Raw genomic sequence first — 13,145 nt, forward strand, 5'->3', positions numbered from 1 at the left:
CCTAGGAACGGAACAGGCGGCTGTACTGGCGCTCGTGGGCCATGCACGCCAGGGACAGGCCGAACGCGGCGCTGCCGAAATGGTTGGGGTCGATGTGGCTGGCGTCCTGCTGGGCGTGTTGCAGCAGGGGCAGCAGTTCACTGGTCAGGCGTTGGGCGGCCTGCTGGCCGAGCGGCAGGGTTTTCATCAGCACGGCCAGTTGGTTTTCCAGCCAGCTCCACAGCCAGGCGGCGAGGGCGTCGTCGGGGCTGATGCGCCAGGCGCGTGCGGCCAGGGCCCAGCCCAGCGCCAGATGCGGCTCGGCGTGTTGTGCGAGAAAATCACGGGCCGCGTCGTCCAGTTCCGGCAGGCCGTTGAGCAGTTGCTGCAGGGAGTACCCCATCTGCCGGCTCTCCTGATACAGCTCGCGGGTCTCGCGACTGGCGCGGTGTTCCTCGCACAGTTGCGTCAGCTGCGACCAATCGCCGGCCACGGCGGCGCGGCAATGCGCGAGCAACAGCGGCGCTTCGAAGCGGGCGAGGTTGAGCAGCAACTGGTCGCTGATCCAGCGGCGGGCGCCGGCCGCGTCTTTGACGCGGCCATTCTCCACGGCCATTTCCAGGCCCTGGGAATAGCTGTAGCCGCCAATCGGCAATTGCGGACTGGCCAGACGCAGCAGCGCCCAGGCTGGGTTCATAAACGCACGCCGAACTGATGCAGCTTCGGCGGGTAGTTGAAATCTTCATCGCCATGGCGTGAATGGTGGTGGCCGCCGCCGTAGGCCCCGTGTTCCGGCTGGAATGGCGCTTCGAGGGTTTCGGTCCGCGCGCCCAGCTGTTCAAGCATGGCCTTGAGCACGTAATCATCCAGCAGGCGCAGCCAGCCGTCGCCTACTTGCAAGGCCACGTGGCGATTGCCCAGGTGATACGCGGCGCGGGTCAGTTCAAATGCATTGCGACAGGTGACGTGCAGCAGTTGTTCAGGGCGCGCGCAGACGCGTACTACACGTCCGTCTTCAGCCTGTAGGAACTCGCCATCGTGCAGCGGCGGCTGGCCACGCTCCAGGAACAGGCCGACGTCTTCGCCGTCGGCACTGAAACAGCGCAGGCGGCTTTTGCTGCGTGCTTCGAAGTTCAGCAGCAACTCGGCGACCCAGAGGGCTTGCGGGGCGATTCGGCGGTGGATCACCAGCATCAGAAGGCTTCCAGCTATGAGCGATAAGAGAGCTAGAGCAAGGGGCTTGCCAATCCCGCGCAGGAGTAGGAATTCCCTGAAGGCGAGCGCAGCGATGCCACCGAATAGGGCGTCAGTCAGCGCCTTTATGCCTCAATTTGGTGCGAGTCTGGAGGTGTAGCACTGGATGGGGGCGTTGTATGTGGATGTGGTGTGCGGTTTTGCATGAAATTTCTCTCATCTAATTCGCACTGGTGTTTTTTCAGATTTCTCCTACGCGGTATCCGGATTCCGCGTTCAAAAAGTTACGCGCTGTTTCTTTAGGATTTGCGCCGTCTTAACACCACGGCGATTCATCAATGTTCAAGTCACTTTTCTTTTTAATCCTTTTCAGTCTTTCCTGTGTCATCTCATCGGCCTCGGCCAACCTGAAACCCCAATCGACATTCGGCTCTTCGCTGCCTGGTGTCCCAACGTCTTCGGTGGCGAATGTGGTCGACCGCGCCCATGCCCTGCTGGGCACCCCGTACAAATGGGGGGGCACCTCGGCCGAGCAAGGGTTTGATTGCAGTAGTTTCCTGGTCTACCTGTTCAAGACCGAAGCCAACATTCACATCCCGCGCACGACGGCGGCGATGCACCGTTCAACGGCTGCGACCGTCAAGCGCAACGAGCTCAAGCCGGGGGACGCGGTGTTTTTCAAAGGCAACGGGCGCGGTCAGGTCAGCCATGTGGGGCTGTATATCGGCGAAGGGAAATTCATTCATTCGCCGCGGGCCGGCAAGAATGTGCGGATCGATTCGTTGAGCAACAACTACTGGAACAAGAACTACACCGGCGCCAAGCGTTTCCACACGGCGGGTTGACGGCTTACTCGGTGCTGCCGAGGCCCTGCCAGTGCTTGAGGCCAATGAAGATGAAGCGCAACTGCTGGGTGATTTTCGCCTGGGGCGTGAGGTGGGCGGGCAGCGCGTGGGCGGGCGGGTCGATGATGTCGGGCAGGGTGGCGAACACACTTTTGACGATCAGGTCGGCCATCACGTGCAGGCCGTCGGCGTCCAGGTGCTGGAGCTTGGGCATCAGGGTCAGGTCGGCGGCCAGGTCACTGGTGATGTCTTCGCGCAGCGCGCCGATGGCTTGGCGCACAGCCAGACAGCCACCGTACTGTTCGCGGGCCAGGAACAGGAATTGCGAGCGATTGGCCGCGACCACATCGAGGAAGATCCGCACGGACGCATCGATAATGCCGCCCATCATGAATTCGTTGTGGCGCACCAGGCGGATCGTGGCACGGAAGGTCTGGCCGACTTCGCTGACCAGCACCAGGCCCAGTTGGTCCATGTCGGCAAAGTGACGATAGAACCCGGTGGGCACGATCCCGGCTGTCTTGGCCACTTCCCGCAGGCTCAGGCTGCCGAACCCGCGGCCACACTCCATCAGATGGCGGGCAGCGTCCATCAGAGCGAGGCGGGTCTGTTGCTTCTGTTCGGCACGGGGCAGCATGGCGGGCGGGCTTTGTCGGCAAGTACAGCGACGCACTCTAGCAAAACCGCTTCATAGACGTCGAACTTGGCAGGGCATTGCGGCGTGGATACGTGACACGTTGTGCAGAAAGTCAAAAGCCCGATCCAGGGATCGGGCTTTTTTCCGGGCCACCACAGGCTTAGCTCTGAGCTTGATGCAGATCTTGCAGACGGTCGGCACCGCCTTCAGCAACACCTTCTGTATAGGCACGTTTGTTGGCGAGTTCAGCACCACCTTCAACCAGGCCTTTTTCTTCCAGGCGGTTGTGGCCGTTTTCGGTCACGCCTTCGGTGTAAGCGCGTTTGTTGGCTTGTTCCGAACCATTTTCAGCAACGGCGCCTTTGGCGTAGTCACGGTTCTCTTGTTCTTGCGACCCGCTACGGGCGAGGGTTTGGCTGAATTGAACGGCATCGGCTTTGGCTTGTGGGATCGCTTGTTCAGCGGCCGGCAGGGCAAAGGCACTGGATGCCAGGACGGACAGCAGCACGGTAGCGAGTACTTGGCGTTTCATGATCGGTTGCTCCTTGGGAGGGCGATTAAGTGGGTACGGGGCTAATGCTACTCTCGATAAGTCGATATAAAAGTTCATAAACCCAATGGTAATAATCAACGGAATTGATTGTTCCCATGGGAGGCTCTAAGTCGAGCCTCTCAAGCCCGCGGTTTTGCACCGTGCTGGGTATTTTCGACACGCGCTTGGGTAACAATGGTGCGCTGGCGTGGGATAAATCTGTCGAAGTGGTCAGAAAAATGGGTTTTTTCCGGCAAAACGTTGATTGGGTTAAACCCCGGGAGGGTTTGCCAGTCCTAGCTGTATAAGCTGTCTCAAGGGCTGTGACTCAGCCAGTCGTATTCAGGAGCTCTGTGCAATGACGCGCACTCGTAAAATCGTCGCTTGGTGCTGCGCCAGCATCGTTCTATCAATCGCCGTGGTGGTGTTGTTTTTGCTGTTCTTCGACTGGAACCGCATCAAACCGCCGCTCAATGCCAAGGTTTCCGAAGAACTGCATCGGCCGTTCGCCATCAATGGCAACCTGGCGGTGGTGTGGCGCCGTGAACTGGACGAGGGCGGCTGGCGCGCCTGGGTGCCCTGGCCCCATGTCATTGCCGAAGACCTGAGCCTGGGCAACCCCGACTGGTCGAAAACCCCGCAGATGGTCACGCTCAAGCGTGTGGAGCTGCGTATCTCGCCATTGGCCTTGCTGGTGCAACGCGTGGTGATCCCGCGTATCGACCTCGTCGAACCGAGCGCCGAGTTGCAGCGCCTGGCCGATGGGCGCGCCAACTGGGTGTTCACATTCGATCCCAAGGACCCTAACGCCGAACCCTCCGCCTGGGTGGTGGACATCGGTGCCATCGGCTTCGACAAGGGCCACGTGACCCTCGACGACCAGACCCTCAAAACCCAACTGGACGTGATCATCGACCCGCTGGGCAAACCCATCCCGTTTGGCGAAATCGTCGGCGATGCGGATGCCAAAAAGGTCTTGGAAAAAGGCGCGGCCCCCCAGGACTATGCGTTCGGCCTCAAGGTCAAAGGCCGTTACCACGGGCAGACACTCGACGGCAGCGGCAAGATCGGCGGCCTGCTCGCCTTGCAGGACGCGGCCAAGCCGTTTCCGCTGCAAGCCCAGGTGAACGTCGCCGACACCCGCATCGCCGTGGCCGGCACCCTGACCGACCCGCTCAACCTCGGTGCCCTGGACCTGCGCCTGAAACTCGCCGGCGCCAGCCTGGGCAACCTGTACCCGCTGACCGGCGTCACGCTGCCGGACTCGCCGGCCTATTCCACCGATGGGCGCCTGATCGCGCAACTGCATCAAGCCAGCGGCGCGACGTTCCGCTACGACAACTTCAACGGCAAGATCGGCGACAGCGACATCCACGGCAACCTGGCCTACGTCGCCAGCCAGCCGCGGCCCAAACTCAGCGGCACGCTGGTGTCCAACCAACTGCTGATGGCTGACCTTGCGCCCTTGATCGGTGCCGACTCCAACGCCAAGCAAAAAGCCCGTGGCGGGATGAGCAAGCAACCGGCGACCAAAGTGCTGCCGGTGGAAGCGTTCCGCACCGAGCGCTGGCGTGACATGGATGCCGACGTGGAATTCACCGGCAAACGCATCGTCCACAGCACCGACTTGCCCTTCACAGATCTCTATACGCACTTGGTGCTGACGGATGGCGAACTGAGCCTGCAACCCCTGCGGTTCGGCGTGGCCGGCGGCAAGCTCGATGCACAGATCCGCCTGAACGGGCGCATCACGCCGATGGAAGGCCGCGCCAAATTGACCGCGCGCAACTTCAAACTCAAACAGTTGTTCCCGACCTTCGAGCCGATGAAAACCAGCTTTGGCGAACTCAACGGCGATGCCGATATTGCCGGGCGTGGTAACTCGGTGGCGGCGTTGCTGGGCTCGGCCAACGGTGACCTGAAGATGCTGATCAACGACGGCGCCATCAGCCGGGGCCTGATGGAAATCGTCGGGCTCAACGTAGGCAACTACGTCGTCGGGCGCCTGTTTGGCGACAAGGAAGTGAAGATCAACTGCGCGGCGGCCGACTTCGGCATCAAGACCGGGCTCGCGACCACGCGCTTGTTTGTGTTCGATACCGAGAACGCCATCGTCTATATCGATGGCACGGCGAACATGGCCTCGGAGCAGCTCGACCTGACCATCACCCCGGAGTCGAAAGGCTTCCGCCTGTTCTCGCTGCGCTCACCGCTGTATGTGAACGGTCCGTTCATCAAACCGAATGCCGGCGTGAAAGCCATCCCCCTGGCACTGCGTGGCGCCGGCATGGTCGCGCTGGGCGTGATCGCCGGCCCGGCTGCCGGGTTGCTGGCACTGGTCGCGCCGAGCGGCGACGTGCCCAATCAGTGCGCGCCGTTGTTGCAGCAGATGAAGGAAGGCAAGGCGCCGAAGACCGTGAAAGGTTGATTCGGCGCAGTCGTAAGAAAGGGCGCCCCTAGGGGCGCCTTTTTGATGGCGGTGCTGTAAGTGTGCTCCTGGTCTTGCGTAGTTCATTTCTGAAACAGTAAATCCGCCCCTGATTCCCCTTATACCTCCTGCGGCGCCTTCTTATAGTCGGCGGTCATAGTCACTTGGAGGTGGACGCGATGCAGGAGCCTTATGTGTTTATCGCCATAAAGGGCGTAGCGGTGGGCACTTTAGGTAGCCACACCGGTGAGCAAATAAGCTCCCTCCTTTACAAAGTTTCAGGGAGTGGGCAATGACGCTTGAGTCCATGGGGATAGTCTCGGGGGTTATTATGATGCTGAGTTTCCCTATATCTTTTTATGCTATGTATACAAAGCTGGAAGAGGCCGAGAGTTATTTGCGGTTCAGCACATTTATAGTGATGTTCAAGCACATGTTCAAAGCCGGATTGTTTGAGGGGAAGATGAAGAGACTCTTCGCTGTCGCCCTTGTTATTCTTATGCCCGCGGCTTTTCAATGGAGACGTTTAGTACTCGTTGACGATGTGAAAGCTATTCCCATAAGACTCAAACTCTGGATGGTCATGCCCTTCCTGCTCACACTGTTTTCCATCACTGGAATGGTCCTGTCATGGCTACTGACTACCTGACGGTCATATCAGGAAAAAAAGAGGAAGTTGGCTAACCTGCCCCCCACAATAACCCGCTATCGCGAGAGCTATAGCGGGTTTGGCGTTACGTCGGACGGGGCTACCGAAGCGGCAACATCAACGTAATCGGCGAAAGTCCCGGACACGGTATAAATCCTGCGTACTTGGTATAGAAACTCGACAGGCGTTCGTTCAGCGGGTGAACAATCATTGCGCTCGACCCAATCGTATTGGAGGCGCTGATTGCCCGTTCAACTGCATCCTGCAGCAGGTCGATGGCATAACCCTGGCCTTGAGCTTCTTGAGTAATCCCCATGCGCCCCAGCAGTGTCACTGGATGCACGCTAGGTGAGTTGCGTTGATGGCTTTTCGGAACGACGCTCTCGCGTGCGATGGAACCGCTCGACAGGGTGTAGTAACCCATGACGATAGCGGTGTCCTTGCGACAGACGACGTAAACAACGGCCTGTTTGGCCGCTTGAGCCTTACGCGCCTGCCTGTGCAGGTAATCGTTGATCGACTGTTCACCCGAATCGAACTGATCCAGGGAGTGTTCATCGTTCAGCCTTTCTGGGGCTTTTAGCTCCACCGTTTGGGTCTTTCTAGAAGTTGTTGTAGGCACTTGTTACCTCGGATCGGGTTGGCGTCCATGGCCTGTTCAAATGCGTCAAATGCAACGTCGTCGAGAAGGAACAGGCGCTTTTCCAGGATGACCTCTTCTGCTTTTTGACAAGCAGCCTCCAAGATAAAGCTGGTTCGATCGCGACCGGACATTGCCGCTGCCAAATCGATCAGGTTCCGTTTTTTTTCGTCCGCTCTCATGTTGATTGGAACGGGCTTGGATTTTTCAATGCTTTCAATGATTGCAGTCATGTTTCTGTCCCACCTTGGAATGGTTACGTTTTTGCGTGGAGGCCTCCTTATCGCGTTAGTGCGTCAAACTTCTGCTTAGTGTTTTGCATGGGGGGATACCTTTGAGATGTCTCAGTGATTCGCTTAATGTGATCTGTCGTTTGGGAGATCTAACGTTTGATAGTTGAGGCCATGATGGTGGCCTCAGGGAGCATGCTATCGCGCCGTGTAGCTAATGTCTACACGCGTGTATCTTATAGCTATACGTGTGTCAGTCCCATCACTCCCGCTCAGGAATACGCGACGATGTTGCTGAAGGAGGGACGCTGATGTCAGGAATAGTCGTTCCCTACCTGCTCGCGGGGATGGCCCTGTCATGGTTTCTGACGAACTGACGATCAAAAGGGGAAGCTGGCTAACCCGCTTCCCCTTTTCGGCGCAGTCATTTACAGACTTTCGAGAATATCCGCCATGTCATCCGCATGCTCTTCTTCCTGAGCCAGGATTTCTTCGAACAGGCGGCGGGTGGTCGGGTCTTTGTCACCGATGTACTGGATGATTCCACGGTAGCTGTCGACCGCAATCCGCTCGGCGACGAGGTCTTCGTAGACCATTTCCTTCAAATTGTTGCCGGCCACGTATTGCGCATGGGCGTTCTTCGACAGCAGGTCCGGGTTGAATTCCGGCTCGCCGCCCAACTGCACGATACGTTCGGCGAGTTTGTCGGCGTGTTCGGCTTCCTGGGTCGCATGTTCGAGGAATTCTGCAGCGGCGATCTGCGCCTTCACGCCGCTGGCCATGAAGTAGTGACGCTTGTAGCGCAGCACGCAGACCAGTTCGGTGGCCAGCGAGGCATTGAGCAGGCGAATGATCTCTTCGCGGTCGGCGTCGTAGCCTTCGGTCACGGCGCCGTTTTCGACGTTCTGGCGGGCGCGTTGGCGCAGGGTCGCAACGTCAGTCAGGTTTGCTGCAGTCATCTCAACCTCCTGGGGCTAATCCGGTTTTACGCCACGCTCTGTCGGCGTGATCGCTCCAAGTTGTGAGTCGTGGGCGGGGCAAAAAGTTTTATTGGATTTGCCGGCAGATGTCATCAGCCCGTCGCCGGATTGGGTTAGCCTGCGCTCATCCTTTCTTGATCAAGGACGTTCGCTTCATGTCGCAGTCGTTAGCCACGCGTTACCCCTTGGTGCTGGTGCCGGGCATGCTGGGGTTTGTGCGCCTGGGATTGTTTCCTTACTGGTACGGCATCGTCCCGGCGTTGCGGGCCGGCGGGGCGCAGGTGTTTGCGGTGCAGGTGGCGCCGCTCGATTCCAGCGAGGTGCGTGGCGAGCAGTTGCTCGCGCAGGTCGAGCGGATTCGCCGCGAAACCGGTGCCGACAAGGTCAACCTGATCGGCCACAGCCAGGGTTCGCTCACTGCGCGCTATGCCGCGGCCAAATGTCCGCAGTGGATCGCCTCGGTGACGTCGGTGGCCGGCCCCAACCACGGTTCGGAGCTGGCGGATTATTTCCACACCCATTACCCCCGGGGCAGCGTCAAAGGCCGGATGGTCAGCGCGCTGTTTCATCTGGTCGCCGCCGTCATGAGCCTGCTGGAGACCGGCTACCGAGGCCCGCGCTTCAAGGCCGACCTGCACGCCTCGCACCAGTCGCTGACCAGCGCCGGCGTGGCGGTGTTCAATCGTGAGTATCCCCAGGGATTGCCGCCGACATGGGGCGGGCAGGGCGCCGCAGAGGTCAATGGTGTGCGCTATTACTCGTGGTCCGGCACCTTGCAGCCGGGTAAGACCGATCGCGGGCGCAACCTGCTCGATGGCACGAATCGCAGTTGCCGCTTGTTCGCCCGCAGCTTCGTGCGCGAGAAAGGCCAGTGCGATGGCATGGTCGGGCGCTACAGCTCACACCTGGGGACGGTGATCGGCGATGACTACGCCCTCGACCATTTCGATATCGTCAACCAGTCGCTGGGGCTGGTGGGCAAAGGCGCGGAGCCGATCCGCTTGTTCGTCGAACATGCGCAGAGGCTCAAGGCGGCTGGGGTGTAGGAGATGCACCGCGTTATCGTTCATCGGGGTGTACAGACGGAGACATCCTTTACAAACGAGACCGGGGACATCCTTTACGTTTCTGGGTGCTGGACAGCCGGCTTGCACCGCTGTCTAGCCTACCCAGTGGATAGTTACATAGGTACATGTCCCACACGTTGTCGTCCACTTCTCGCAGTCCAACGGACTCTCCTACCAGTGACTCACTCAAAAAGATCATCCTGCCCCTCCACTTCATTGATCCGTCTGTTCTGACTTTGCGTACCTCCATATCCGCTCCATATTCGGCAGGAGGTACCCAGCCTGTATAGATCCTTGGCGATTTATCGTACAGATCGTTCGGCACTTTCATACCCAACGCCTCGTGCGGCCGATCATGATTGAATTCCTGTCGAAATCGTTCAAACGCCAACTGCTGCTGGACCATATTGGCTTCTGGCGTCTTCAGTAACGCGGCCTTGAGTGAGCGATGCATACGCTCATGCCGCCCGTTCTGATCGGGTCGCCCCGGCTGAATACGCTCTGGGTAGATACCCAGTCGTATCCACCATACGGCCAGACTCGAGAGCCTGTTGAGGCCGGTTGAAGCGAAGGGTGAACCGTTGTCAGTCCTGATGACGTCAGGCAGACCATACTCGCGAAAAGCCCAGTCAAAACCCTCGCGGGCCCCAGCCACACTGGGCTGAGCACGACACAACAATATGAATCTGCTGGCCTGATCCGTGAGTGTCAGCGGGTAACAGCGTCGGCCATCCGTCATTAAAAAGTCACCTTTGAAGTCAGCGGCCCACGTTTGATTGGGGAGGTCTGCCGGGCGAAGTTTGACGGGGCCGGTAGGCGGACGATTGCGCTTGCGCCGCTCTTGGACCAGTCCCGCTCGTTTGAGCCATTCCCCCGCCGTGCTGGGTGCCGGCCAATGACATTCCGGATAGCGATTGGAAAGGACCTTGACCAGCTTTTTGGGGCCCCAGTCATGGTGTTGATGCTTGAGCTCAATTAGAGCAGCAATATGTGCATCGCACGTTTGAAAAGGGCTTGAGAGTGGACGGCGTGAAGCCTCCTTGAGTCCGTCCAAGCCCGCAGTGGCGTACCGTTGCAGCCACTTGTCCAAGGTCGGTCGACTAATGCCGTAGCTCAATGCCAGTTGACGTTTTGAATAGGCGCCGGACAGCCAGTCGCCTATCAATCTGACTTTTTGGTCCATAGGGGACTCTCGATTCCATGACATGGCCAGTTACCTCCTGGCCATGATTAATACATGTAAACGATGTCTCCGGTTTCAAACGTAAAGGATGTCTCCGGTCTGTACCGGGGCAAGCCCCCTCCCACATTGGACCGCGTTCGCCCTGGCGCCTCGGTCAACTGTGGGAGGGGGCTTGCCCCCGATAGCGATAGCTCAGGCAACGCCCAGCTTACGCCCGACCGGCGTAGTCCAGCGCTCCGACAAAATCACCCCGCCCAACGTCAGCAGCCCGCCCACCAGGTGATACAGCGCCAACGCTTCCTTCAACACCAGCGCCGCGATCAGCGCGGTAATCAGCGGCAGCAGGTTGAAAAACAACGTGGTGCGGCTCGGCCCCAGGGTTTTCACCGAGTGCATCCAGGCCAATGGTGCGAGCATCGAGGCCAACAGGCAGGCGTACAGCACTAACGGAATATTTGCCCAGCCCAGCCCGGCTTTTGCCGAGTACAGAAACAGCGGAAACAGCACCACCACGGCCACCAGCACCTGCAGATACAGCAACACCAACGGCGGCAGGCGCAGCTGCCATTTTTTCAGCAAGGTGCTGTAGACCGCGTAGGCCAGGGTGGCGACCAGCATCATCGCGTCGCCCAGGTTGACCCCGTGTTGCAGCAGCGTGCCCAGGCTACCGGACGACACCACCACCGCCACGCCAGCGAACGACAGCACCGCGCCGCTCAGCGCGCCGAAGGTCAGGCGTTGGCCGAGGCTGATGATCGCCGCCGTCAACGCCATCAATGGCATCAGCGATAGGATGATGCCCATGTTGGTGGCGCTGGTCAGCGACGCGGCGTAATAGGCCAGGCTTTGATACACCGCCATGCCCAGCACGCCGAGGATAAAAATCTTGCCCAGGTTCGGGCGGATGATCGGCCACTGGGCAATCACCGGCTTGAGCATGAACGGGGTAAACAGCAGCGCCGCGAGCAACCAGCGGTAGAAGCCGATTTCAGCGGGGAAGATCGAACCCACGGCCAGTTTGTTGACCACGGTGTTGCCGGCCCAGATGAAAATGGCCAGCAGGGGATACGCGTATTGCATTGAAAACAACCCAAGGTGTTGGTGAGACGGGAGTATGGCGCAGTACCGACGGGCGAACATCCGTAGTCGGTGAAGATGTTACAAGGTTTGGCTACACTCCTCGGTAGGCCGCGCCCTCCGGCGCGGTAACAGGGAGAAAACTCCATGAAGATGCTGCGAATTCCGTTGTTGATGATGGGCCTGCTGCTGTGTTCCCAAGGCTTTGCCGCTACCGCCCAGCAAAATAAAATGACCACCTGCAATGCCGAGGCCACCACCAAGACGCTCAAAGGCGACGAGCGCAAAGCGTTCATGAAAACCTGCCTGTCGGCGCCCGCCGCCAATGATGCGAAGACGCTGACCCCGCAGCAGCAGAAGATGAAAGATTGCAATGCGTCGGCGAAAACCAAGGCGCTGACCGGCGATGCGCGCAAGACGTTCATGAGCACCTGTCTCAAAGGCTGATCGCGCGTTCGCGCTCGCTGAAGATCAAATGTGGGCGGCTGGCTGGGCCCCCCGGTCTACCTGAAGGGCCAGCCCGCTCCCACGCTTGATCGCATTGACTACCGATCCACTCGCTTGATTGCCTCAAGGCTGGCAGACTGCCCATCCTTTAACGCCGTTCGTTTTGAGGCTGTATGCCAACGTTTTCTCAGCGTCACGTGTTATTGCTGGCCAGTTACATCATCATTTTCGGCGGATTACTGCTGGTTCTGCCGCTGAAGTTGCTGCCCAGCCTGCTGGCCGGGCTGTTGGTATTTGAACTGGTCAACATGCTTACCCCTCAACTGCAACGGCTGATCGAAGGTCGGCGTGCGCGCTGGCTGGCCGTGGCCTTGCTCGGCACCCTGATCGTCAGCGTGTTGACCCTGATCTTTGCCGGCGCGATCAGCTTCCTGCTCCACGAAGCGGAAAACCCCGGGGCCTCCCTCGACAAATTCATGGGCGTGGTCGACCGCGCGCGCGGCCAGCTGCCGCCGTTCCTCGACGCTTACCTGCCCGCCAGCGCCGCCGAATTCCGGGTGGCCATCGGCGACTGGATCAGCAAACACCTCAGCGATCTGCAATTGGTGGGCAAAGATGCCGCCCACATGTTCGTCACCCTGCTGATCGGCATGGTGCTCGGCGCGATCATGGCGCTGCAGCGCATCCCCGACCTGACCAAGCGCAAACCCCTGGCTGCCGCGCTGTTCGATCGTCTGCACCTGTTGGTCCAGGCGTTTCGCAACATCGTCTTCGCACAAATCAAGATCGCTGCCCTCAACACCGTGTTTACCGCCGTGTTCCTCGCCGTGGTGCTGCCGCTGTGCGGGATTCACCTGCCGCTGACCAAGACCCTGATCGTGCTGACCTTCCTGCTCGGCCTGCTGCCGGTGATCGGCAACCTGATGTCCAACACCCTGATCACCATCGTCGCGCTGTCGCTGTCGATCTGGGTCGCGGTGGCGGCGCTGGGGTATTTGATCGTGATCCACAAGGTCGAGTACTTCCTCAATGCGCGCATCGTCGGCGGGCAGATCAGTGCCAAGTCGTGGGAATTGTTGTTGGCGATGCTGGTATTCGAAGCCGCGTTCGGCCTGCCGGGGGTGGTGGCGGGGCCGATTTACTATGCGTACCTGAAGAGTGAGCTGAAGCTCGGCGGGATGGTCTGAGGAGGGAGCACACTGCTCTGCTGTAGGAGCGAGCTTGCTCGCGAAAAACCCAAGAGCACCGCGCGCCGTC

At 59.4% G+C, this 13,145-nt stretch carries 15 protein-coding genes; 6 read left to right on the plus strand and 9 right to left on the minus strand.

The features are described 5' to 3' along the window. Position 1: 1 nt before the first annotated feature. Positions 2 to 676: an urease accessory protein UreF gene (locus tag PverR02_RS02940; RefSeq protein ID WP_079442731.1), complete on the minus strand. Its 675-nt coding sequence runs from the start codon at positions 674 to 676 to the stop codon at positions 2 to 4. Beyond that, positions 673 to 1,173, minus strand: coding sequence for an urease accessory protein UreE (gene ureE, locus PverR02_RS02945; protein WP_046384879.1), 501 nt, complete (start codon positions 1,171 to 1,173; stop codon positions 673 to 675). The genes PverR02_RS02940 and ureE overlap by 4 nt, the downstream gene beginning before the upstream one ends. A 338-nt stretch (positions 1,174 to 1,511) precedes the next feature. Between ureE and PverR02_RS02950 the strand changes: the two genes are divergently transcribed. Next, a complete protein-coding gene (locus PverR02_RS02950; protein WP_026140377.1) occupies positions 1,512 to 2,018 on the plus strand; it encodes a C40 family peptidase in 507 nt (168 codons plus the stop codon). A 4-nt stretch (positions 2,019 to 2,022) separates the two neighbouring features. Here the strand turns inward: PverR02_RS02950 and PverR02_RS02955 are convergent, their stop codons facing one another. Further along, positions 2,023 to 2,655 (minus strand): TetR family transcriptional regulator, encoded by a 633-nt coding sequence (locus PverR02_RS02955; RefSeq protein ID WP_046384878.1) that lies wholly within the window; start codon positions 2,653 to 2,655, stop codon positions 2,023 to 2,025. A gap of 160 nt (positions 2,656 to 2,815) precedes the next feature. Then, positions 2,816 to 3,187 carry a hypothetical protein gene (locus PverR02_RS02960; RefSeq protein ID WP_079442732.1) on the minus strand — a complete coding sequence of 124 codons (372 nt, stop codon included), beginning with the start codon at positions 3,185 to 3,187 and terminating at the stop codon, positions 2,816 to 2,818. Between the two features lie 358 nt (positions 3,188 to 3,545). On the opposite strand from PverR02_RS02960, the gene PverR02_RS02965 reads away from it, so the two are divergent. Together PverR02_RS02965 and PverR02_RS02970 are read left to right on the plus strand one after the other, a co-directional pair. Continuing rightward, positions 3,546 to 5,615 carry an AsmA family protein gene (locus PverR02_RS02965; protein ID WP_079442733.1) on the plus strand — a complete coding sequence of 690 codons (2,070 nt, stop codon included), beginning with the start codon at positions 3,546 to 3,548 and terminating at the stop codon, positions 5,613 to 5,615. Between the two features lie 292 nt (positions 5,616 to 5,907). After that, positions 5,908 to 6,264 carry a hypothetical protein gene (locus tag PverR02_RS02970; RefSeq protein WP_079442734.1) on the plus strand — a complete coding sequence of 119 codons (357 nt, stop codon included), beginning with the start codon at positions 5,908 to 5,910 and terminating at the stop codon, positions 6,262 to 6,264. A gap of 100 nt (positions 6,265 to 6,364) precedes the next feature. Here PverR02_RS02970 and PverR02_RS02975 read toward each other — a convergent pair whose 3' ends face one another. The 3 genes from PverR02_RS02975 to PverR02_RS02985 form a co-directional block, all read right to left on the minus strand. Continuing rightward, entirely contained in the window at positions 6,365 to 6,853 is a 489-nt protein-coding gene (locus tag PverR02_RS02975; RefSeq protein WP_046487345.1) for a GNAT family N-acetyltransferase, read from the minus strand. Beyond that, positions 6,844 to 7,137 (minus strand): type II toxin-antitoxin system TacA family antitoxin, encoded by a 294-nt coding sequence (locus tag PverR02_RS02980; RefSeq protein ID WP_046487348.1) that lies wholly within the window; start codon positions 7,135 to 7,137, stop codon positions 6,844 to 6,846. Before PverR02_RS02980 ends, PverR02_RS02975 begins: the two co-directional genes overlap by 10 nt. Before the next feature lie 425 nt (positions 7,138 to 7,562). Next, positions 7,563 to 8,093, minus strand: coding sequence for a ferritin-like domain-containing protein (locus PverR02_RS02985; protein ID WP_046384874.1), 531 nt, complete (start codon positions 8,091 to 8,093; stop codon positions 7,563 to 7,565). A gap of 176 nt (positions 8,094 to 8,269) precedes the next feature. On the opposite strand from PverR02_RS02985, the gene PverR02_RS02990 reads away from it, so the two are divergent. Continuing rightward, positions 8,270 to 9,160 carry an esterase/lipase family protein gene (locus PverR02_RS02990; RefSeq protein ID WP_057006069.1) on the plus strand — a complete coding sequence of 297 codons (891 nt, stop codon included), beginning with the start codon at positions 8,270 to 8,272 and terminating at the stop codon, positions 9,158 to 9,160. A 49-nt stretch (positions 9,161 to 9,209) separates the two neighbouring features. Here PverR02_RS02990 and PverR02_RS02995 read toward each other — a convergent pair whose 3' ends face one another. Beyond that, positions 9,210 to 10,388, minus strand: coding sequence for an integrase core domain-containing protein (locus PverR02_RS02995; RefSeq protein ID WP_372340312.1), 1,179 nt, complete (start codon positions 10,386 to 10,388; stop codon positions 9,210 to 9,212). A gap of 168 nt (positions 10,389 to 10,556) precedes the next feature. Continuing rightward, positions 10,557 to 11,444 (minus strand): DMT family transporter, encoded by an 888-nt coding sequence (locus tag PverR02_RS03000; RefSeq protein ID WP_057006068.1) that lies wholly within the window; start codon positions 11,442 to 11,444, stop codon positions 10,557 to 10,559. Positions 11,445 to 11,588: 144 nt separating this feature from the next. Here PverR02_RS03000 and PverR02_RS03005 point away from each other — a divergent pair, with 144 nt between their 5' ends. Continuing rightward, positions 11,589 to 11,888 (plus strand): PsiF family protein, encoded by a 300-nt coding sequence (locus PverR02_RS03005; protein WP_017849707.1) that lies wholly within the window; start codon positions 11,589 to 11,591, stop codon positions 11,886 to 11,888. A gap of 173 nt (positions 11,889 to 12,061) precedes the next feature. Then, entirely contained in the window at positions 12,062 to 13,075 is a 1,014-nt protein-coding gene (locus PverR02_RS03010) for an AI-2E family transporter (protein WP_046384871.1), read from the plus strand. Positions 13,076 to 13,145: the final 70 nt, after the last annotated feature.

The organism is Pseudomonas veronii (assembly GCF_002028325.1).
Taxonomy (GTDB): Bacteria; Pseudomonadota; Gammaproteobacteria; order Pseudomonadales; family Pseudomonadaceae; genus Aquipseudomonas; species Aquipseudomonas veronii.

What these genes read in the sequence shown, in the direction of transcription:
- PverR02_RS02940 (WP_079442731.1), bottom strand. Translation starts at nt 676, where the DNA reads ATGAACCCAGCCTGGGCGCTGCTGCGTCTGGCCAGTCCGCAATTGCCG.
- ureE (WP_046384879.1), bottom strand. Translation starts at nt 1,173, where the DNA reads ATGCTGGTGATCCACCGCCGAATCGCCCCGCAAGCCCTCTGGGTCGCC.
- PverR02_RS02950 (WP_026140377.1), top strand. Translation starts at nt 1,512, where the DNA reads ATGTTCAAGTCACTTTTCTTTTTAATCCTTTTCAGTCTTTCCTGTGTC.
- PverR02_RS02955 (WP_046384878.1), bottom strand. Translation starts at nt 2,655, where the DNA reads ATGCTGCCCCGTGCCGAACAGAAGCAACAGACCCGCCTCGCTCTGATG.
- PverR02_RS02960 (WP_079442732.1), bottom strand. Translation starts at nt 3,187, where the DNA reads ATGAAACGCCAAGTACTCGCTACCGTGCTGCTGTCCGTCCTGGCATCC.
- PverR02_RS02965 (WP_079442733.1), top strand. Translation starts at nt 3,546, where the DNA reads ATGACGCGCACTCGTAAAATCGTCGCTTGGTGCTGCGCCAGCATCGTT.
- PverR02_RS02970 (WP_079442734.1), top strand. Translation starts at nt 5,908, where the DNA reads ATGACGCTTGAGTCCATGGGGATAGTCTCGGGGGTTATTATGATGCTG.
- PverR02_RS02980 (WP_046487348.1), bottom strand. Translation starts at nt 7,137, where the DNA reads ATGACTGCAATCATTGAAAGCATTGAAAAATCCAAGCCCGTTCCAATC.
- PverR02_RS02985 (WP_046384874.1), bottom strand. Translation starts at nt 8,093, where the DNA reads ATGACTGCAGCAAACCTGACTGACGTTGCGACCCTGCGCCAACGCGCC.
- PverR02_RS02990 (WP_057006069.1), top strand. Translation starts at nt 8,270, where the DNA reads ATGTCGCAGTCGTTAGCCACGCGTTACCCCTTGGTGCTGGTGCCGGGC.
- PverR02_RS02995 (WP_372340312.1), bottom strand. Translation starts at nt 10,388, where the DNA reads ATGTCATGGAATCGAGAGTCCCCTATGGACCAAAAAGTCAGATTGATA.
- PverR02_RS03000 (WP_057006068.1), bottom strand. Translation starts at nt 11,444, where the DNA reads ATGCAATACGCGTATCCCCTGCTGGCCATTTTCATCTGGGCCGGCAAC.
- PverR02_RS03005 (WP_017849707.1), top strand. Translation starts at nt 11,589, where the DNA reads ATGAAGATGCTGCGAATTCCGTTGTTGATGATGGGCCTGCTGCTGTGT.
- PverR02_RS03010 (WP_046384871.1), top strand. Translation starts at nt 12,062, where the DNA reads ATGCCAACGTTTTCTCAGCGTCACGTGTTATTGCTGGCCAGTTACATC.